We start from the raw sequence: 17,347 nt of genomic DNA, 5'->3' as shown, positions 1-17,347 counted from the left end.
GAGATGCATGTTTCTGCTTGAATGAGCCCTACTTCGAACAACTCCAGTCATCACATCGCACTCTTCTTGCAAGGAGACCGGCCATGAGCACCACCCGTACCGCCGTGGAGATCGCTTCCCAGCCGACGACCTGGCGCCAGGCGGCCCGCACCCTGCCCCAGCACACCGCGGCCCTGCCCCGGCGGGGCGAGCGCGTGGCGGTCATCGGCTGCGGCACCTCCTGGTTCATGGCCCTCGCCTACGCGGAGCTGCGCGAGTCCGGCGGCCACGGCGAGACCGACGCCTTCGCCGCCTCGGAGTTCCCCTACGGCCGCCACTACGACCGGGTCGTGGCCATCACCCGCTCCGGCACCACCAGCGAGGTCCTCGCCGTCCTGTCCCGGCTGCGCGGCACCGTCCCCACGGGCGCCGTCACCGCCGACCCCACCACCCCGGTGATGGACCTCGCCGACGAGGTCGCCGTCCTGGACTTCGCGGACGAGGAGTCGGTGGTCCAGACCCGCTTCGCGACCACCGTGCTCGCCCTGTTCCGTGCGCACCTGGAGTCCGAGGACGCCCTGCCCGAGGGCGTCCCCACCGTGGAGGACGCGGCGCGCGACGCCGAGCTGGCCCTCACCTCACCGCTCGACGAGAGCATCCGCACGGCGGAGCAGTTCACCTTCCTCGGCACCGGCTGGACCTACGGACTCGCCCTGGAGGCCGGGCTGAAGATGCGCGAGGCGGCCGGCGCCTGGACCGAGGCCTACCCCGCGATGGAGTACCGCCACGGCCCCATCAGCATCACCGGGCCCGGCCGCGTCACCTGGGGCTTCGGCGCCCTGCCGGCCGGACTCGCGGACGACGTGCGCAAGGTCGGCGGCACCCTCTCCGAGAGCGACCTGGACCCGCTCGCGGACCTGATCAGGGCCCAGCGGCTCGCGGTGGCCGTCGCCGAGGCCCAGGGCCTGAACCCGGACACCCCCCGGAACCTGACCCGTTCGGTCGTCCTCACCGACGCCCCCGCCTGACCGCCGCCGCCCGCACCCGTTCACACCCCGGAGACACACCATGCCGTTGACGCCGACCGATGAGATCGTCCGCCGCGCCCGCGCGGCGGGCACGGGCGTGGGGGCGTTCAACGTCCTCCAGCTCGAACACGCCCAGGCCATCGTGGCCGGCGCCGAGGCCGCCGACCGGCCCGTCGTCCTCCAGATCAGCGAGAACACCGTCCGCTACCACGGAGCCCTGGAACCGGTCGCCCTCGCCTCCCTCGCCGTCGCCCGCGCCGCCAAGACCCCGGTCGCCGTCCACCTCGACCACGCCGAGAACCCCGACCTCGTCCGCGAGGCCGTCGGACTCGGCCTGGGCTCGGTCATGTTCGACGCCTCGAAGCTCCCCTACGCCGAGAACGTCGCCGCCACCCGCGAGGTCGTGGAGCACTGCCACCGGCACGGCGTCTGGGTCGAGGCCGAACTCGGCGAGGTCGGCGGCAAGGGCGGCGCCCACACCCCGGGCGTACGGACGGACCCCGACGAGGCCCGCGCCTTCGTCGAGGCCACCGGCGTCGACGCCCTCGCCGTCGCGGTCGGCAGCTCCCACCAGATGCTGACCCGGGACGCCGTCCTCGACTTCGACCTGATCGCCCGGCTGCGCGCGGCCGTCGACACCCCGCTCGTCCTGCACGGCTCCTCGGGCGTCTCGGACGCGGACCTCACCGCCGCCGTCGCGGCCGGCATGACCAAGGTGAACGTCTCCACCCACCTGAACAAGGCTTTCACCCGGGCCGTCCGCGCCCACCTCACGGAACACCCGGACGCGGTCGACCCCCGCCACTACCTCACCCCGGCCCGCGCCGCCGTGGCCCAGGAGGTGGCCCACCTCCTGACGGTCCTCTCGCCGGCCTGAGCGGCGGCGCGGACGAGGTGCTGCCGGGCCGGGCGGCCCGGTTCACCTCTCCCGGAGCGCCGTGAGAAGGCCGCGTACGGCGGGCAGGGAGAGCGAGGACTCCCGTACCGCCGCGTGGATCGAACGGACCGGCTCAGGGCCCCGGACTTTGCGGACGACCACGTTCGGGTGGCGACTGCCCAGGCCGGTCAACGGGACCAGGGCGAGGCCGAGACCGGCCGCCACGAAGCCCTGCGCGGTGGCGTACTCCTCGCACTCCACCGCGATGTCCGGGGTGAACCCGGCGGCGGCGCACGCCTCCAGCACCGCGTCGAGACAGGGGCCGGGCCGCTCGCTGCCGACCCACGGCTCGGCCGCGAGGCCGGCCAGCTCGACGGCGCCCCGGCGGTCGGCCAGCCGATGCCCCTTGGGGAGCACGACCCGGTAGGGGTCGTCGAGCAGATGCACCAGCCGGAGGCCGTCCCCGGCCCCGTGCGGATCGCCGTCCCGGGGCCGTACGAGCAGAGTCAGGTCCGTGTCCCCGTCGGGCGGGCCGTCGGCGATCCTCAGATCGACCCGCACGCCCGGGTGTTCGGTGCGGAACCGGGCCAGCGCGGGGGCGACGAGATCGGCGCCCGCCGTGGCGAAGTACCGGACCGAGATCTGCCCGGTCCGGCCGGCCCGCAGATCGGCGAGCGCGGTCTCGGCCTCGGCGAGCTGACGCCCGAGGACGGTGGCGTGCTCGGTCAGCAGCCGGCCGGCGGCGGTCGGGCGCACGCCCCGGCCGAACCGTTCGAGCAGTGCGATGCCGGCCTCCCGCTCCAGGACGCCGATCTGCTGGCTCACCGCGGAGGGCGTGTAACCGAGGTTCGCCGCGGCGGCGGTGACGGAGCCACTGGTGACGACCGCCCGGAGCACCTGCAAACGTCTCACATCCAGCATGTAGCAGAGCTTAACGCTCGATGCACAAGTCATCGCTTGTCCTGCACAACGGGGCGCGGGAGCGTGAAGCCCATGACATCGGCGACGCGCATGGGCGTCCTGGCCCTGCTCTGGGGCTCGGGCTTCCTCTGGATCAAGATCTCCCTCAACGAGGGCCTCACCCCCGGCTGGATCACCTTCACCCGCTGCCTGCTCGGCGCGGCGGTGCTCCTCGCGCTCGCCCACGGAGCGGGGCAGCGGCTGCCGAGGGACCGGGGCACCTGGGCGCGGCTCGCCGTCGCCGCCTTCTTCTGCAACGCGCTGCCGTTCCTGCTCTTCTCGATCGGCGAGCGGACGGTGGACAGCGGAGTCGCGGGCGTGCTGAACGCCACCACCCCGCTCTGGTCCCTCGTCATCGGCCTGGCTCTCGGCGCGGAGCGCCCGCTGCGCGCCGCACGGGCGGCGGGCCTCGCCCTCGGCTTCGCCGGAGTCCTGCTGATCTTCGCCCCCTGGAGCCACGGTGCGGGCCTGATGAGCGGGGGCGCCCTCGCGCTGCTCGGCGCCGCCGCGAGCTACGCCGTGGCCTTCGCCTACATGGCCCGCAGGCTCGCCGGCCGGGGCACCGCGCCGCTCGCCCTCTCCGCCGCGCAACTGCTCGCCGCGACCGCTCTGAGCACCCCGCTGACGGCGACCGGCGGACCGACGGCGGTGACCTGGACCGGTGTCCTCGCCGTCCTCGCGCTCGGCGTCCTCGCCACCGGCCTCACCTTCCACCTGAACTACCGGATGATCGCCGAGGAGGGCCCCACCGCCGCCGCGACGGTCGGCTATCTGCTGCCGGTGGTCTCCGTGACGCTCGGCGCGCTGGTCCTCGGCGAACCGCTGACGGCACGGGTCGCCCTGGGGATGGCGGTGGTCCTGGTGGGGGTGGGACTGACACGGGCACGGTTCGGCGCCGGAGCACCGGACGGGGGCTCCGGGACGGACACGGAAGCGACCGCCGGAGCGCCCCGACCCCGACGCGCACGCGACGGCGGAGGGCCCCGGGGCGGGCACGCCCCCGCGCCCCCGCCGACGGCGCCCGCGGCGTCCGCCGGTCGACCAGTCGACCCGCTCCGCTAGTCGACCCGCTCCGCGACGAACACCGGGATCTCCCGGTCGGTCCTGATCTGGTAGTCCGCGTAGTCGGGGAAGGCCGCCACGGCCCGCTCCCACCACGCCGCCCGCTCCTCGCCGGAGACCACACGGGTCCTCATGTCCCAGACCCGCGGGCCGTCACGCACCTCGACCAGCGGGGAGGCGACGAGGTTGTGGAACCAGACGGGGTGCTCCACCGACCCGCCGTTCGACGCGACGAGCGCGTACGCGCCCTCGTGCTCGACCCGCATGAGCGGGGTCTTGCGGAGTCTGCCGCTCCGCACGCCGACGTTGGTCACCAGGACGACCGGCATCCCGCGCATGGTCGTCCCCTCCGTACCGCCGGACGACTCGTACAGCTCGACCTGGTCACGGACCCACTTCGTCGGACTGGGCTCGTACTCGCCTTGCAAGGGCATGGGGGGTCCTTTCGTGTCGTCCGCGGCACCGCTGTCAGTACCGCCTCGTACAGTGACTCATGACGGCGGGAAAGTGGCGCGACACAGGGGAGAACGGGCGACATGCGGGAGTTGTTCCTGACGGGGACCGAGGCGTACATCCGGTGGATCGAGCTGCCCGGGGACGGACCCGTGCGGGTCTTCGTCCACGGGCTCGGGTGCACGGCGGCGTCGGACTTCGCCCACATCGCGGCCCACCCCGCCCTCGGCGGCGGGCGGGCCCTGCTCGTGGACCTGCTCGGCCACGGGCTGAGCGACCGGCCGGCCGACTTCGACTACCGCATGGAATCCCAGGCGGCGGCGGTCGCCGCGCTTCTGGACCACCTCGGCGTCACGGCCGTCGACCTCGTCGGGCACTCCATGGGCGGCGCCGTGGCGATCCACCTCGCGGCCGCCCGCCCCGACCTGGTGGCGCGGCTCGTCGTGGCCGAGCCCAACCTGTACGCCGGGGGAGGCGCGTTCAGCACGCCCGTCGCCGCCCAGGACGAGAGCGCCTTCGTCACGGAGGGCTTCGCCCGCATGGTCGCCGGCACCGACCGCCCCGACTACGCGGCCCGACTCCGCCTCGCCGGCCCGCTCGCCGTCCACCGCAGCGCGGTCGCCCTCGTCGAGGGGAGCACCCCCGCCCCCGGCGACCTCCTCGCCACGCTCGACGCACCCCGGACCTACCTGGTGGGGGAGCTGAGCCTGCCGGACCCCGACGCGGAGAAGGCGGCGGCGCTCGGCGTCCCGGTCGTCGAGATCCCCCGCGCGGGACACAACCTGATGCTCGACAACCCCGAGGGCTTCGCCACGGCCCTGGGCCACGCCCTCACCGAGCCCCCGGCCCGGGCGAACTGAGACCACACACCCCGCCGCCCCCGCTCACCTCTGGAGACCCCGTGCACAGCCTCGCGTACGCCGACGTCAAGACCGCCACCGACCGCGTCCGCGGGCACGTCCGGCCCGTGACGGTCACCCCCGCCGACCCCGGTGCGCGGCCGTACGCACTCCACTTCGCCCTGGAACTCATGCAGCACACCGGTTCCTTCAAGGCCCGCGGCGCACAGAACTTCCTCCTCGCCCACCGCGAGGAGGGAACCCTCCCCGAGGCGGGCGTCACCATCGCCTCCGGTGGCAACGCCGGTCTCGCCTGCGCCTGGGCCGCCCTGCGGCACGGCGTCCCCGCCACCGTCTTCCTGCCGACCACCGCGCCCAGGGTCAAGGTCGACAAACTCGCCGGCTACGGCGCGGACGTACGGCTCGTCGGGACGGAGTACGCCGAAGCGCTCGCCGCCTGCGAGGCCTTCGCCGCCGACACCGGCGCGCTCGCCTCCCACGCCTACGACCACCCCCTGATCGCCGCCGGGGCGGGCACCCTGCTCGACGAGATCCACGAGCGGATCCCGGACCTCGACACCGTCGTCGTCTCGGTCGGCGGCGGCGGACTCCTCACCGGCGTCGCCACCGCCGCCCGCCACCACGGCATCCGGACCGTCGCCGTCGAGCCCGAGAACTGCCGGGCCCTCGACGCCGCCCTCCGGGCCGGGCACCCCGTCGACGTCACCGTCGACTCCGTCGCCGCCGACTCGCTCGGCGCCCGCCGGGTCTCCGCCGCCTCGGTGGCGGCCGCCCGCCAGGACGACGTCCACACCCTGCTCGTCACCGACGCCGAGATCCTCCGCGCCCGCCGCGCCCTCTGGGCCGACCGCCGTCTCGCCGTCGAACACGCCGCCGCCACCGCCCTGGCCGCCCTCACCGCACCGGAGCACGGCGACCCGACGACCCCCGGCTACCGCCCGGCCCCGGGCGAACGGGTCTGCGTCGTCCTCTGCGGAGCCAACACCGACCCCGGCGACCTCGTCCACGCCCCCGCCACCGCCACCGCCACCGCCACCGCATAGCGGTGCACGACCGGGCCCACCTCCACCACCCCGACGTCGAACGGAGCCGTCATACCCCCGCCCGACAGTCGTCCCGCGCGCGACGCCGGCAGCGGCCCGGCGCCGGTGCCCCAGGACGACCCGGCCTTCCTGGCCTGGCTGCGAGACCTCTCCGGAGCGCTCCACACCGACCTCGACGGGCACTTCGGCGCGCCGGACGCCCTCGCGTTCTTCCAGGAGGTCTTCACCGGCCACGGCGCGGCGCCGCCGCCGTACTTCGTCCCGCTCCTGGACGCACACCGCCGGATCCACGCGGAGCGGACCGTCACGGCGCTCCTCGCGCAGGTGCGGCGGGACACCGGCCGGACCCTCGACGTCCCGGTCGTCCACGAGTGGCCCCGGAACGACCACGAGTACGGCGAACCGGTCGGGCAGGTGTCCGTCGGCCACGAGCAGATCTGGGGCGTCGCCCCCGCCGACATCGCCGTCGGCGCGGCCGAGGGAGTGCAGTGCCTCCTCGCGGACCGCGACCGACTGGTCTGGCCGCTCTGCCCCGACCACCGCACCGGTCCGCACGCCACCCGCACCCCCGCCGGAGCGCTCTGGGTCTGCTCGGTCACCGGCCACGTCGTGGCACCGATACCGGTCTGACCACCGGCGACGGCCGACCGGTGGCGTGAGGGACCCGGCGGGTGCGTCAGGATGGGGGCATGACCGAAATTCGTACCCCCCGTCTCATCCTCCGGCGCTGGAGCGACGACGACCTCGTCCCGCTGTCCGAGATCAACGCCGACCCCGAGGTCATGCGCTGGATCGGGGACGGCTCGGTCCGCGACCTGGACGGGACCGCCGAGGACATCGAGCGCTACGAGGAGGAGTGGGACGAGGAGGGCTTCGGGCTCTTCGCGGTCGAGCTGATCGCCTCGGGGGAACTCATCGGTTTCGCCGGCCTCACGCTGCCGGAGTACCTGCCCGAGGTGATGCCGGACGTGGAGATCGTCTGGCGCCTCGGCCGTCCCTTCTGGGGACAGGGATACGCCTCCGAGGCCGCCCACGCGGTCCTGGAGTTCGCCCTCCAGGACCGCGGTCTGGACCGGGTCGTCGCCATCACCCACATCAGCAACGACGGCTCCGAGAACGTCATCGCCAAGCTCGGCATGACCGAGGAGCGCGAGACGAGTCACCCGGAGTTCGGCCTGCCGCTGCGGATCCACGCGATCGACCTCACCGAGTACGAGGCCTGACGGCCGGGACCCGGGCCCCTTCGGACCTCACCGAGCACGAGGCCCGGGGCCCGGGTCCCGTACCCCTCAGTGGCGCTCGGGAAGGTCCCGCTCCGCGGGCAGCGACGTGACGGCTTCGGCCGTCGCCGAGGCGGCGGCGCGCGAAGCCGCCGCCGCGGGCTTCTTCCCGCAGAACGCCGCCTCCAGCGTCCCGCCGAGCGCGGTGTTCGCGGCTCCGTGGTTCGAGGTGTTCGCCATCGCCGACAGGCTGCGGCCGCCGCCACGGGTCGAGAAGGTGTACGTGTAGAAACCCTGCACCGTGCCGGTGTGGCCGTACACCCGCGTACCGCACGACAGGTCGTAGCGGCGCAGACCGAGCCCGTAGAACCGGGTGTTGGTGGTGTCGGTGGGCGTGACCGTCGTCATCGCGTCCATCATCGCCGGGGACAGCAGCCGGCCCCGCATCAGGGCGGACGTGAACGTGTTCAGGTCGGCGGGGCTGGAGATGACGGCCCCGGCGGACTGCGCCCAGGACACGGTCTGCTCCGTGGAGTCCACCAGCGCGCCGCCCTCCTCGTCGGGGTGCAGGTAGCCGCGCACGTGCAGGCCCTTGATGCGCGTGTCGGGGTGTACGTACGAGGTCCCGCGCAGCTTGAGCGGCTGGAAGATCCGGCGCTCGTACGCGTCCGACACCGGCCGGCCCGTGGCCTTCTCGATGAGCATGCCGACCACGACGAAATTGGCGTTCGAGTACTTGTAGGACACCCCGGGCTCGGTGGTCCGGGGCTCGCTCAGGGACAGGTCGACGAGCTCCTGATAGCTGAACACCCGGTTCCGCACGGCCTCGAAGCCCGGCACGGTGTGCTCGAACATGGCGTTGGTGTAGTCGGCCAGGCCGCTGCGGTGGGTCAGCAGATGACGGACCGTGATCCGGTCGTCGGGGAGCAGACCCGGCAGGTACGCGTTGACCGGAGCGTCCAGTTCGAGCCGGCCCTCCTGCACCAGCTGGAGCAGCACGACCGTGGAGAAGGTCTTGCTGACGCTGCCGATCCGGAAGCGGGAGTGGATGTCCATCGGCGCGCCCGAGACACGGTCCTGGACGCCGACCGTCCGGCTCCTGACCCCCTCGGGCCCGGTGAAGCGGGCCATCGCCCCCGGTGCGCCGTCGGCCATGGCCGCGTTCAGGGCGGCGGTCACGCCCTCCATGTCGGGGGAGGGGACGGCGGGCGCCTCGGCGGCGGCGCGGGCCGCGGCACCGGCGGGGGCGGGAGTGGCGAACGCGCTCGTGGCGGGGGCGACGCCCGCCACGAGCGCGGTGATCAGGGTGGCGCTCATGGCCAGGCGTCGGTGCGACGACAGGGGCACGGGAATCCTCGACTTCTTCCGGATCGTTCGGCACGGCGCACGCCAGGGGTGCGCCGGGCGGGACCACCGGCCGCGACGGCCGGGTCCCGGTACTCATGGATCATGAGTGCCAACGTCCGGCGCCGGTTCCTGTCACGGCCCGCGGGATACGGAGAAGAGGGTTCCGGCAGCCCCGCCCGGTCCGGTGGGGGCCCGTGCCGGACCGGCCGGCCGAAGGAATCGGCCGGCCGGTCGGTGGCGGATCAGGCGGGGATCAGACCGTGTCGAACCGGTCCAGGCCCATGACCCGGTCCCACGCGGAGACGAAGTCGGTCACGAACTTCTCCTTCGCGTCGTCGCTCGCGTAGACCTCGGCGAGCGCGCGCAGCTCGGAGTTGGAGCCGAAGACCAGGTCGGCCCGCGTGCCGGTCCACTTGACCTCGCCGGTGGCGGAGTCGCGGCCCTCGAAGGTGTTCGCGTCCGAGGACGTGGCCGTCCACGCCGTACCCATGTCGAGCAGGTTGACGAAGAAGTCGTTCGTCAGGGTGCCCGGGTTCGTGGTGAGGACGCCGTGCGCGGACTGCTGGTGGTTCGCGCCCAGGACGCGCAGACCGCCGACGAGGACCGTCATCTCGGGCGCGCTCAGGGTCAGCAGGTTGGCGCGGTCCACGAGCAGGTACTCGGCCGGCAGCCGGACGCCCTTGCCCAGGTAGTTGCGGAAGCCGTCCGCCTGCGGCTCGAGCGCCGCGAAGGACTCCACGTCCGTCTGGTCCTGCGCCGCGTCCACCCGGCCCGGCGTGAACGGCACCTCGACGTCGACGCCGCCGTCCTTGGCGGCCTTCTCGACGGCGGCCGCGCCACCGAGCACGACCAGGTCGGCGAGGGAGACCTTCTTGGCGCCCTTGGCGTCGAAGGAGGCCTTGACGCCTTCGAGCGTCCGCAGGACCTGCGCCAGCTCGTCCGGGTTGTTGACCTCCCAGTTGCGCTGCGGCTCCAGGCGGATGCGGCCGCCGTTGGCGCCGCCGCGCTTGTCGCTGCCGCGGAAGGAGGAGGCCGAGGCCCAGGCCGCGGAGACGAGCTGCGCGACCGTGAGGCCGGAACCGAGGATCTGCTCCTTGAGGGAGGCGATGTCCGCGGCGTCGACGAGCTCGCCCTCGCGCTCCGGCAGCGGGTCCTGCCACAGCAGGACCTCGGAGGGGACCTCCGGGCCGAGGTAGCGGACGACCGGACCCATGTCACGGTGCGTCAGCTTGTACCAGGCGCGGGCGAAGGCGTCCGCGAACTCCGCCGGGTTCTCGTAGAAGCGCCGCGAGATCTGCTCGTACGCCGGGTCGAAGCGCAGCGACAGGTCGGTGGTGAGCATCGTGGGAAGGTGCTTCTTCGACGCGTCGTGGGCGTCGGGGATGATCGCCTCGGCGTTCTTCGCCACCCACTGGTTCGCGCCGGCCGGGCTCTGGGTCAGCTCGTACTCGTACTCGAAGAGGTGCTTGAAGAAGTCGTGGCCCCACTGCGCGGGCGTGGTGGTCCAGGTGACCTCCAGACCGCTGGTGATCGCGTCGCCGCCCTTGCCGCTGCCGTACGAGTTCGCCCAGCCGAAGCCCTGCGCCTCCAGCGGCGCGGCCTCGGGGTCGGCGCCGACGTTGTCCGCCGGGCCCGCGCCGTGGGCCTTGCCGAAGGTGTGGCCGCCGGCGATGAGGGCGACGGTCTCCTCGTCGTTCATGGCCATGCGCCGGAACGTCTCGCGGATGTCGCGGGCCGCGGCGATCGGGTCCGGGTTGCCGTTGGGGCCCTCGGGGTTGACGTAGATGAGGCCCATCTGCACGGCGCCGAGCGGGTTCTCCAGCTCGCGGTCACCGGTGTAGCGCTCGTCGCCGAGCCAGGTGGTCTCGGGGCCCCAGTACACGTCCTCGTCGGCCTCCCAGACGTCGGCGCGGCCGCCCGCGAAGCCGAAGGTCTCGAAGCCCATGGTCTCCAGGGCGACGTTGCCGGTGAGGATCATGAGGTCGGCCCAGGAGATGTTCTGGCCGTACTTCTTCTTCACCGGCCACAGCAGACGGCGGGCCTTGTCCAGGTTGCCGTTGTCCGGCCAGCTGTTGAGCGGCGCGAAGCGCTGCTGGCCGGCACCGGCGCCGCCGCGGCCGTCGCTGATGCGGTAGGTGCCGGCGCTGTGCCAGGCCATGCGGATCATGAGCGGGCCGTAGTGGCCGAAGTCGGCCGGCCACCAGTCCTGCGAGGTGGTGAGCACCTCGGCGATGTCCCGCTTCACGGCGGCGAGGTCGAGGGAGCCGAAGGCCTCGGCGTAGTCGAAGTCCGCACCGAGCGGGTTCCCCACGGCGGGGTTGGTGGCGAGGATCTTCAGGTTGAGCCGCTCCGGCCACCACTGGCGGTTGCCGCCGCCCTGGGTCGGGTGCGCGGCACGGCCGTGCGCGACCGGGCAGCCGCCCGACTCCTGGGGTACGGAGTCGGTGACGATGGCGTCGTGGTTCTCGGACATGGGAATCCTTCCGGACGGGGCGGATCGTGGTGCTCAGCCGGGGCGGGAACCAGAGGGGTGTGGGCCCGACCGGAGCCGTGGTGTGCCTTGGCTATCGCCGGAAGCGATCCTACAATGGACAGAATCCAAGTCAAGAACCACGCCAACCATAGGATGAGGTGAGCCGAGAATGAGCGACCTGCTGGAGCGCCTGCGTGCGCGTGGCTGGCGGATGACGTCCCAGCGGCGTGTCGTCGCGGAGGTCCTCGACGGCGAGCACGTCCACCTCACGGCGGACGAGGTGCACGTGCGCGCCGTGGCGCGCCTGCCGGAGATCGCGCGGGCGACCGTCTACAACACCCTGGGCGAACTGGTGGCCCTGGGGGAGGTGGTGGAGCTCTCCACGGACGGACGGGCCAAGCGGTACGACCCCAACGCGCACCGCCCGCACCAGCACCTGGTCTGCTCGAACTGCGGCCTCATCCGCGACGTCCGGCCGACCGGGGACCCGCTGGACGTCCTGCCGCCCGCCGAGCGCTTCGGCTTCGCCGTGGCGAAGGCCGACGTGACGTACCGAGGACTCTGCCCGGCCTGCTCCTGAGTCCTCCCCACACGAAAGGAGCCCCTCCACCGGTCGGTGGAGGGGCTCCTTTCGGACGGTGCCGGGGTCCGGCGCCGCGACTACTTCAGGACCGAGAGTGCGTCCTCGTAGCTCGGCTCCTCGGCGATCTCGCCCACGAGCTGCGCGTGCAGCACCGTGTCGTTCTCGTCGAGGACGACGACGGCGCGGGCGGTCAGGCCGGCCAGCGGGCCGTCCGCGATCTCCACGCCGTAGTTGGTGTGGAACTCGCGGCCGCGCAGGGTCGAGAGGTTCTTCACGTTCTCCAGGCCCTCGGCGCCGCAGAAGCGGGCCTGGGCGAAGGGCAGGTCGGCGGAGATGCAGAGCACCACCGTGTTCTCCAGCTCACCGGCCTTCTTGTTGAAGGCGCGCACGGAGGACGCGCAGGTCGGCGTGTCGACGCTCGGGAAGATGTTGAGGACCTTGCGCTGCCCGGCGAAGTCCTTCAGCGACTTGTCCGCCAGGCCCTCGGCGACGAGCGTGAAGTCAGGAGCCGTGCTCCCCGGGGTCGGCAGGCTGCCGTTGACCTGTACCGGGCTGCCCTTCAGCGTGACCTGGGCCATGGGGGATCTCCTTCGGACGAAGTAAGTGACAACGGGGGAATCGTACGGCGTACGGAGGGGCGGGCCGGACAGGGCCACCGGCCCGCCGACGGGGGAGCAGGGCCGCGACGCCCCGGCGCGGACGCCCGGGACGAGCGACGGCGCGCCCGCCGAACCCCGTCGCCGAACGGGCCGGATCTCCAAGTGCGGCCCTCGTCCGGCCTCTTGACTCCCCCTTACTTCACTTCTTAAATCATGTACGCGACAAAGGGTGCTCCCCCCACACTCGACGGAAGAGAGAGTCATGTCCTCCTCCCGCTCCACCCGACGCCCGCTCTTCACCGCGCTGGCGGCCCTCGCGCTGGCCGCCGCGGCGCTCGGGCTCGGCCCCACCCACGCCCCCGCCGACTCCACCACGGGCGGCCCCGGCCTCCGGCCCGTGGCCGAAACCGCCGCCGTGACCTTCTCCGACGACTTCGACGGCGCCGCGGGCTCCGCCGTGAACGGCGCGCGCTGGCAGACCGAGACCGGTGACAACGTCAGCAACCACGAACGGCAGTACTACACGGCCGGCAACGCCAACGCCGCACTCGACGGCCAGGGCCACCTGGTCATCACCGCCCGCAAGGAGAACCCGGGCGACTACGCCTGCTGGTACGGGCGGTGCGAGTACACCTCGGCGCGGCTCAACACCGCCGGGAAGTTCACCACCCGGTACGGGCACGTCGAGGCCCGGATGAAGGTGCCGCGCGGCCAGGGCATGTGGCCCGCGTTCTGGATGCTCGGCAACGACCTCGGCCAGGTCGGCTGGCCCGCCTCGGGCGAGATCGACGTCATGGAGAACGTCGGCTTCGAACCGGCCGCCGTGCACGGCACCGTGCACGGCCCCGGCTACTCCGGCTCAGGCGGCATCGGCGCCGCGTACACCCTGCCCGGCGGCCAGGCCTTCGCCGACGCGTTCCACACCTTCGCCGTGGACTGGTCACCCGGCCGGATCAGCTGGTCCGTGGACGGCACCGTCTACCAGACCCGCACGCCCGCCGACCTCGGCGGCCGGACCTGGGTCTTCGACAAGCCCTTCTTCCTCGTCCTCAACCTCGCCGTCGGCGGCTACTGGCCCGGCGACCCGGACGGCTCGACCTCCTTCCCCCGGCAGCTCGTCGTCGACCACGTCCGGGTGACCACCGGCGACGGCGCCACCACCGCGGGACCGATCACCGGGATCGGCGGCAAGTGCGTCGACGTCGCCGGTGCGAACAGCGCGAACGGCACCCCCGTACAGCTCTACGACTGCAACGGCACCGCCGCCCAGCAGTGGACCCTCGCGGCGGACGGCACCGTGCGCGCCCTCGGCAAGTGCCTGGACGTCGCCTCCGGCGGCACGGCCGACGGGACGCCGGTCCAGCTGTACGAGTGCAACGGCACGGCGGCGCAGCACTGGACGGCCAACACCGCGGGGGACATCGTCAACCCGCAGGCCGGCAAGTGCCTCGACGCCACCGGCAACAGCTCCGCCAACGGCACCCGGCTCCAGATCTGGGCCTGCGGAGGCACCGCGAACCAGAAGTGGACGGTGACACGCTGACCCGACGACGGACCAGCGGGACGCCGACCGGCCGGCCGACCTGGCGACGGTCCACCGCCCCACCGCCCGGCAGACGAGCGACGGCCCACCGCCCCGCCGCCGGCCGGCCGACAAGCAGCCGGTTCACCGATCCGCGTACGCTCGTCCCGTGCCACCCACCCCCCGCCTCCACCGCGTCGCCGTCCTCGTGCTCGAAGGGGCGAAGCCGCTCGACGTCGGCATCCCCGCGCAGGTCTTCACGACCCGCGCGAGCATGCCGTACGAGGTGAGGGTGTGCGGCGCGGAACCCGGTCTCGTCGCCGGGGGCGACGGCCTCTCCTACGCCGTCGCCCACGGCCTCGACGCCCTCGCCTGGGCCGACATCGTCTTCGTCCCCGGCTACCGCTTCCCCGACCGGGAGGACCCGCCGCAGGCCGTCCTCGACGCCCTCGTCGCCGCCCACGACCGGGGCGCCCGGCTCGCCGCGATCTCCACCGGAGCCTTCGCGCTCGCCGCCACCGGTCTCCTCGACGGCAAGCGCGCCACCACCCACTGGCACTACACCCAGGCCCTGGCGGCGAAACGCCCCCTCGTCCGGGTCGACGCGAACGTCCTCTTCGTCGACGAGGGAAGCGTGCTCACCTCCGCGGGCGCCGCCTCCGGCATCGACCTCTGCCTGCACATCCTGCGCGGCGACCTCGGCGTCGCCGCCGCGAACCACGCCGCCCGCCGTCTCGTCGCCGCCCCCTACCGCAGCGGCGGCCAGGCGCAGTACGTGCCGCGCAGCCTGCCGGAACCGCTCGGCGAACGGTTCGCCGCCACCCGCGAGTGGGCGCTGCACCGGCTCGACGAGCCCCTCACGCTCGACCTCCTCGCCGAGCACGCGGCCGTGTCGGCGCGCACCTTCTCGCGGCGCTTCGTCGAGGACACCGGATACACGCCGATGCAGTGGGTGATGCGCGCCAGGGTCGACCTCGCCCGTGAACTCCTGGAGCGCTCGGAGCGGAGCGTCGAGCAGATCGCCGCCGACGTCGGACTCGGCACCGGAGCCAACCTGCGGCTGCACTTCCAGCGCATCCTGGGCACCACGCCCAGCGACTACCGGCGCACCTTCACCAAGGGCGAATAGCCGCGCGGGACCCGCCTCCGGGGGCTATTGGCGCGATCCTTGCGGACCGTGGCGATCCCGCCTCTGTCGGGGCCGCTCCCGGCGAGCGAACCTGGTGGCGACGCAGAAGTTGAAGGGACACCATTCATGACTCGCATCGCCATCAACGGTTTCGGTCGCATCGGACGCAACGTGCTCCGCGCACTGCTCGAGCGCGACACCGACCTCGAGATCGTGGCCGTCAACGACCTGACGGAGCCGAAGGCCCTCGCGCGACTGCTCGCCTTCGACTCGACCTCCGGCCGCCTCGGCCGCCCGGTGAGCGTCGACGGCGACACCCTCGTCGTCGACGGCCGCCGCATCAAGGTCCTCGCCGAGCGCGAGCCGGCGCAGCTTCCCTGGGCCGAGCTCGGTGTCGAGATCGTCCTCGAGGCGACCGGTCGCTTCACCAACGCCAAGGCCGCCCGCGCCCACATCGACGCCGGCGCCAAGCGCGTCCTCGTCAGCGCGCCGGCCGACGGTGCCGACGTCACGCTGGCGTACGGCGTCAACACCGACGCGTACGACGCCGATCTGCACACGATCGTCTCGAACGCCTCCTGCACGACGAACGCGCTCGCGCCCCTCGCCAAGGTCCTCGACGACCTCGCGGGCATCGAGCACGGCTTCATGACGACGGTGCACGCCTACACGCAGGAGCAGAACCTGCAGGACGGCCCGCACCGCGACCCGCGTCGCGCCCGCGCCGCCGGCGTCAACATCGTGCCCACCTCGACGGGCGCCGCCAAGGCCATCGGCCACGTGCTGCCGAACCTCGACGGCAAGCTGTCGGGCGACTCGATCCGCGTGCCCGTCCCGGTCGGTTCGATCGTCGAGCTGAACACCACCGTCGCCCGCGACGTGACGCGCGAGGACGTCCTCGCCGCGTACCGCACCGCCGCCGAGGGCCCGCTCGCCGGTGTCCTGGAGTACTCGGAGGACGCGCTCGTCTCCTCCGACATCACCGGTAACCCGGCCTCGTCGATCTTCGACTCGGAGCTGACCCGCGTCGAGGGCCGCCACATCAAGGTCGTCGCCTGGTACGACAACGAGTGGGGCTGACGCCTACTGGAACACGATCCTGTACAACGACGCCGCGTCCGAACCACTGGTTCGGCGGGGGCCGCGGGCGTTCCCGTACCCGGTGGGCACCTGCACAAGCGTGCCGCCCGAGGTCTGGGCTCCTGCGGACAGACACCCGGGCCGGCGCGCTCGATCATGGCTCTGGTCACGCTTGCGAGGACGCGCAACGTGCCGGACCCGTGAAGGAGTTCGTATGCCAGGGAGAACGAGCCGCGTACTGGGCGGGCTGCTGCTCGCCGCCGTGCTGGCGGTGTGCACGACGCCGGGAACCGCGGGCGCCGTCGACACCGCGACGCCGGGAACCGTCCCGTCCGTCGGCACCGATTGGGGAAGCCCCGGCCCGTACGAGGTGAGCGTCGACATCGAGGCGGTGCACACCTTCTACCGCCCCACCGACATGGGCCGTTCGGGCGAGCGGCACCCGGTGATCATCTGGGGCAACGGTACGGGCGCGGTGCCCGGCTTCTACAGCTCGCTGCTCCGGCACTGGGCGAGCCGCGGCTTCATCGTCGCCGCCGCCAACACCCCGACGTCGAACTTCGCGATCAGCATGCGCGCGGGGATCGACGTCCTGGAGCAGCGCGACGCGGACAGCTCCAGCAGGTACTACGGCAAGGTCGACCTGGAGCACATCGCCTCGGCCGGCCACTCGCAGGGCGGCGCGGCGGCGATCAACGCGGCGATCGACCCCCGGGTGGACACGGCGCTCCCGATCCAGCCGGGTCCGCTGGCGGACCCGGACCTGATGGACGAGCCCGTCTTCTACCTCGCGGGCGAGCGCGACCTGACGGTGTGGCCCGCTCTGGTGAAGGCGATGTACCGGGACTCGGACCACGTCCCGGCCGTGTACGGGGAGGTCCGCGGCGCCGGCCACCTCAGCTCCATCGGCGACGGCGGGAACTTCCGCGCGCCGACCACCGCCTGGCTGCGCTACTGGCTGCTCGGTGACGAGAACGCCCGCGGGATGTTCTTCGGCCCGGGATGCGGCTACTGCGTCGACACCGACCTGTGGTCCGGCTGGGACCGCAGCGCCAAGGCCCTCCAGATCCCGGGGCCCACGGCCTGACGGCTCCCGCCCGGTCGGTGTCTCCGGCGGTCCCGCTCCCTGCGG

Annotated in this window: 17 protein-coding genes; 12 read left to right on the top strand and 5 right to left on the bottom strand. The window is 73.0% G+C overall.

What is annotated here, in order from left to right; translation table 11 throughout:
* Positions 1-83 precede the first annotated feature (83 nt).
* Together ASD33_RS31390 and ASD33_RS31385 are read left to right on the top strand one after the other, a co-directional pair.
* On the top strand, positions 84-1,007 hold the full coding sequence (locus ASD33_RS31390) for a sugar isomerase (RefSeq protein WP_056568360.1): 924 nt from the start codon (positions 84-86) through the stop codon (positions 1,005-1,007).
* A 40-nt stretch (positions 1,008-1,047) separates the two neighbouring features.
* Complete coding sequence (locus ASD33_RS31385) at positions 1,048-1,884, top strand: class II fructose-bisphosphate aldolase (RefSeq protein WP_056568358.1); 837 nt, start codon at positions 1,048-1,050, stop codon at positions 1,882-1,884.
* Positions 1,885-1,926: 42 nt separating this feature from the next.
* Here ASD33_RS31385 and ASD33_RS31380 read toward each other — a convergent pair whose 3' ends face one another.
* On the bottom strand, positions 1,927-2,805 hold the full coding sequence (locus tag ASD33_RS31380; protein WP_056568356.1) for a LysR family transcriptional regulator: 879 nt from the start codon (positions 2,803-2,805) through the stop codon (positions 1,927-1,929).
* A 90-nt stretch (positions 2,806-2,895) separates the two neighbouring features.
* On the opposite strand from ASD33_RS31380, the gene ASD33_RS31375 reads away from it, so the two are divergent.
* Positions 2,896-3,906: a DMT family transporter gene (locus ASD33_RS31375; protein WP_079045117.1), complete on the top strand. Its 1,011-nt coding sequence runs from the start codon at positions 2,896-2,898 to the stop codon at positions 3,904-3,906.
* On the opposite strand, the gene ASD33_RS31370 is transcribed toward ASD33_RS31375, so the two are convergent.
* Positions 3,903-4,340, bottom strand: a complete 438-nt coding sequence (locus ASD33_RS31370; RefSeq protein WP_056568354.1) for a nitroreductase family deazaflavin-dependent oxidoreductase — start codon at positions 4,338-4,340, stop codon at positions 3,903-3,905. The two genes, ASD33_RS31375 and ASD33_RS31370, sit on opposite strands and share 4 nt — an antisense overlap.
* A 102-nt stretch (positions 4,341-4,442) precedes the next feature.
* Between ASD33_RS31370 and ASD33_RS31365 the strand changes: the two genes are divergently transcribed.
* From ASD33_RS31365 to ASD33_RS31350, 4 genes are all read left to right on the top strand, one after another.
* Positions 4,443-5,219 (top strand): alpha/beta hydrolase, encoded by a 777-nt coding sequence (locus ASD33_RS31365; RefSeq protein WP_056568351.1) that lies wholly within the window; start codon positions 4,443-4,445, stop codon positions 5,217-5,219.
* 41 nt (positions 5,220-5,260) lie between these two features.
* Entirely contained in the window at positions 5,261-6,262 is a 1,002-nt protein-coding gene (locus tag ASD33_RS31360) for a serine/threonine dehydratase (protein ID WP_056568348.1), read from the top strand.
* Positions 6,263-6,367: 105 nt separating this feature from the next.
* Positions 6,368-6,892, top strand: a complete 525-nt coding sequence (locus ASD33_RS31355; protein ID WP_056568344.1) for a hypothetical protein — start codon at positions 6,368-6,370, stop codon at positions 6,890-6,892.
* A gap of 59 nt (positions 6,893-6,951) precedes the next feature.
* Entirely contained in the window at positions 6,952-7,485 is a 534-nt protein-coding gene (locus ASD33_RS31350; protein ID WP_056568341.1) for a GNAT family N-acetyltransferase, read from the top strand.
* Positions 7,486-7,551: 66 nt separating this feature from the next.
* Here ASD33_RS31350 and ASD33_RS31345 read toward each other — a convergent pair whose 3' ends face one another.
* Together ASD33_RS31345 and katG are read right to left on the bottom strand one after the other, a co-directional pair.
* On the bottom strand, positions 7,552-8,799 hold the full coding sequence (locus ASD33_RS31345; protein ID WP_056568338.1) for a serine hydrolase domain-containing protein: 1,248 nt from the start codon (positions 8,797-8,799) through the stop codon (positions 7,552-7,554).
* A gap of 283 nt (positions 8,800-9,082) precedes the next feature.
* Positions 9,083-11,302 (bottom strand): catalase/peroxidase HPI, encoded by a 2,220-nt coding sequence (gene katG / locus ASD33_RS31340; protein WP_056568337.1) that lies wholly within the window; start codon positions 11,300-11,302, stop codon positions 9,083-9,085.
* Between the two features lie 169 nt (positions 11,303-11,471).
* On the opposite strand from katG, the gene ASD33_RS31335 reads away from it, so the two are divergent.
* The gene (locus ASD33_RS31335) at positions 11,472-11,882 is read left to right on the top strand and encodes a Fur family transcriptional regulator (protein WP_056568334.1); all 411 of its coding nucleotides are present in this window, start codon (positions 11,472-11,474) and stop codon (positions 11,880-11,882) included.
* An 80-nt stretch (positions 11,883-11,962) separates the two neighbouring features.
* Here ASD33_RS31335 and tpx read toward each other — a convergent pair whose 3' ends face one another.
* The gene (gene tpx / locus ASD33_RS31330; protein WP_056568331.1) at positions 11,963-12,463 is read right to left on the bottom strand and encodes a thiol peroxidase; all 501 of its coding nucleotides are present in this window, start codon (positions 12,461-12,463) and stop codon (positions 11,963-11,965) included.
* A gap of 283 nt (positions 12,464-12,746) precedes the next feature.
* On the opposite strand from tpx, the gene ASD33_RS31325 reads away from it, so the two are divergent.
* The 4 genes from ASD33_RS31325 (at position 12,747) to ASD33_RS31310 (ending at position 17,302) form a co-directional block, all read left to right on the top strand.
* The gene (locus ASD33_RS31325) at positions 12,747-14,027 is read left to right on the top strand and encodes a glycoside hydrolase family 16 protein (RefSeq protein ID WP_056568328.1); all 1,281 of its coding nucleotides are present in this window, start codon (positions 12,747-12,749) and stop codon (positions 14,025-14,027) included.
* Positions 14,028-14,175: 148 nt separating this feature from the next.
* Positions 14,176-15,135 (top strand): helix-turn-helix domain-containing protein, encoded by a 960-nt coding sequence (locus ASD33_RS31320; RefSeq protein ID WP_056568324.1) that lies wholly within the window; start codon positions 14,176-14,178, stop codon positions 15,133-15,135.
* 126 nt (positions 15,136-15,261) lie between these two features.
* A complete protein-coding gene (gene gap / locus ASD33_RS31315; protein ID WP_056568319.1) occupies positions 15,262-16,215 on the top strand; it encodes a type I glyceraldehyde-3-phosphate dehydrogenase in 954 nt (317 codons plus the stop codon).
* Between the two features lie 214 nt (positions 16,216-16,429).
* Entirely contained in the window at positions 16,430-17,302 is an 873-nt protein-coding gene (locus ASD33_RS31310) for an acetylxylan esterase (RefSeq protein ID WP_056568316.1), read from the top strand.
* Positions 17,303-17,347 lie beyond the last annotated feature (45 nt).

The organism is Streptomyces sp. Root1304 (assembly GCF_001426405.1).
In the GTDB taxonomy this organism is placed as follows: domain Bacteria; phylum Actinomycetota; class Actinomycetes; order Streptomycetales; family Streptomycetaceae; genus Streptomyces.
This window is presented reverse-complemented; position numbering and strand designations above follow the sequence as displayed.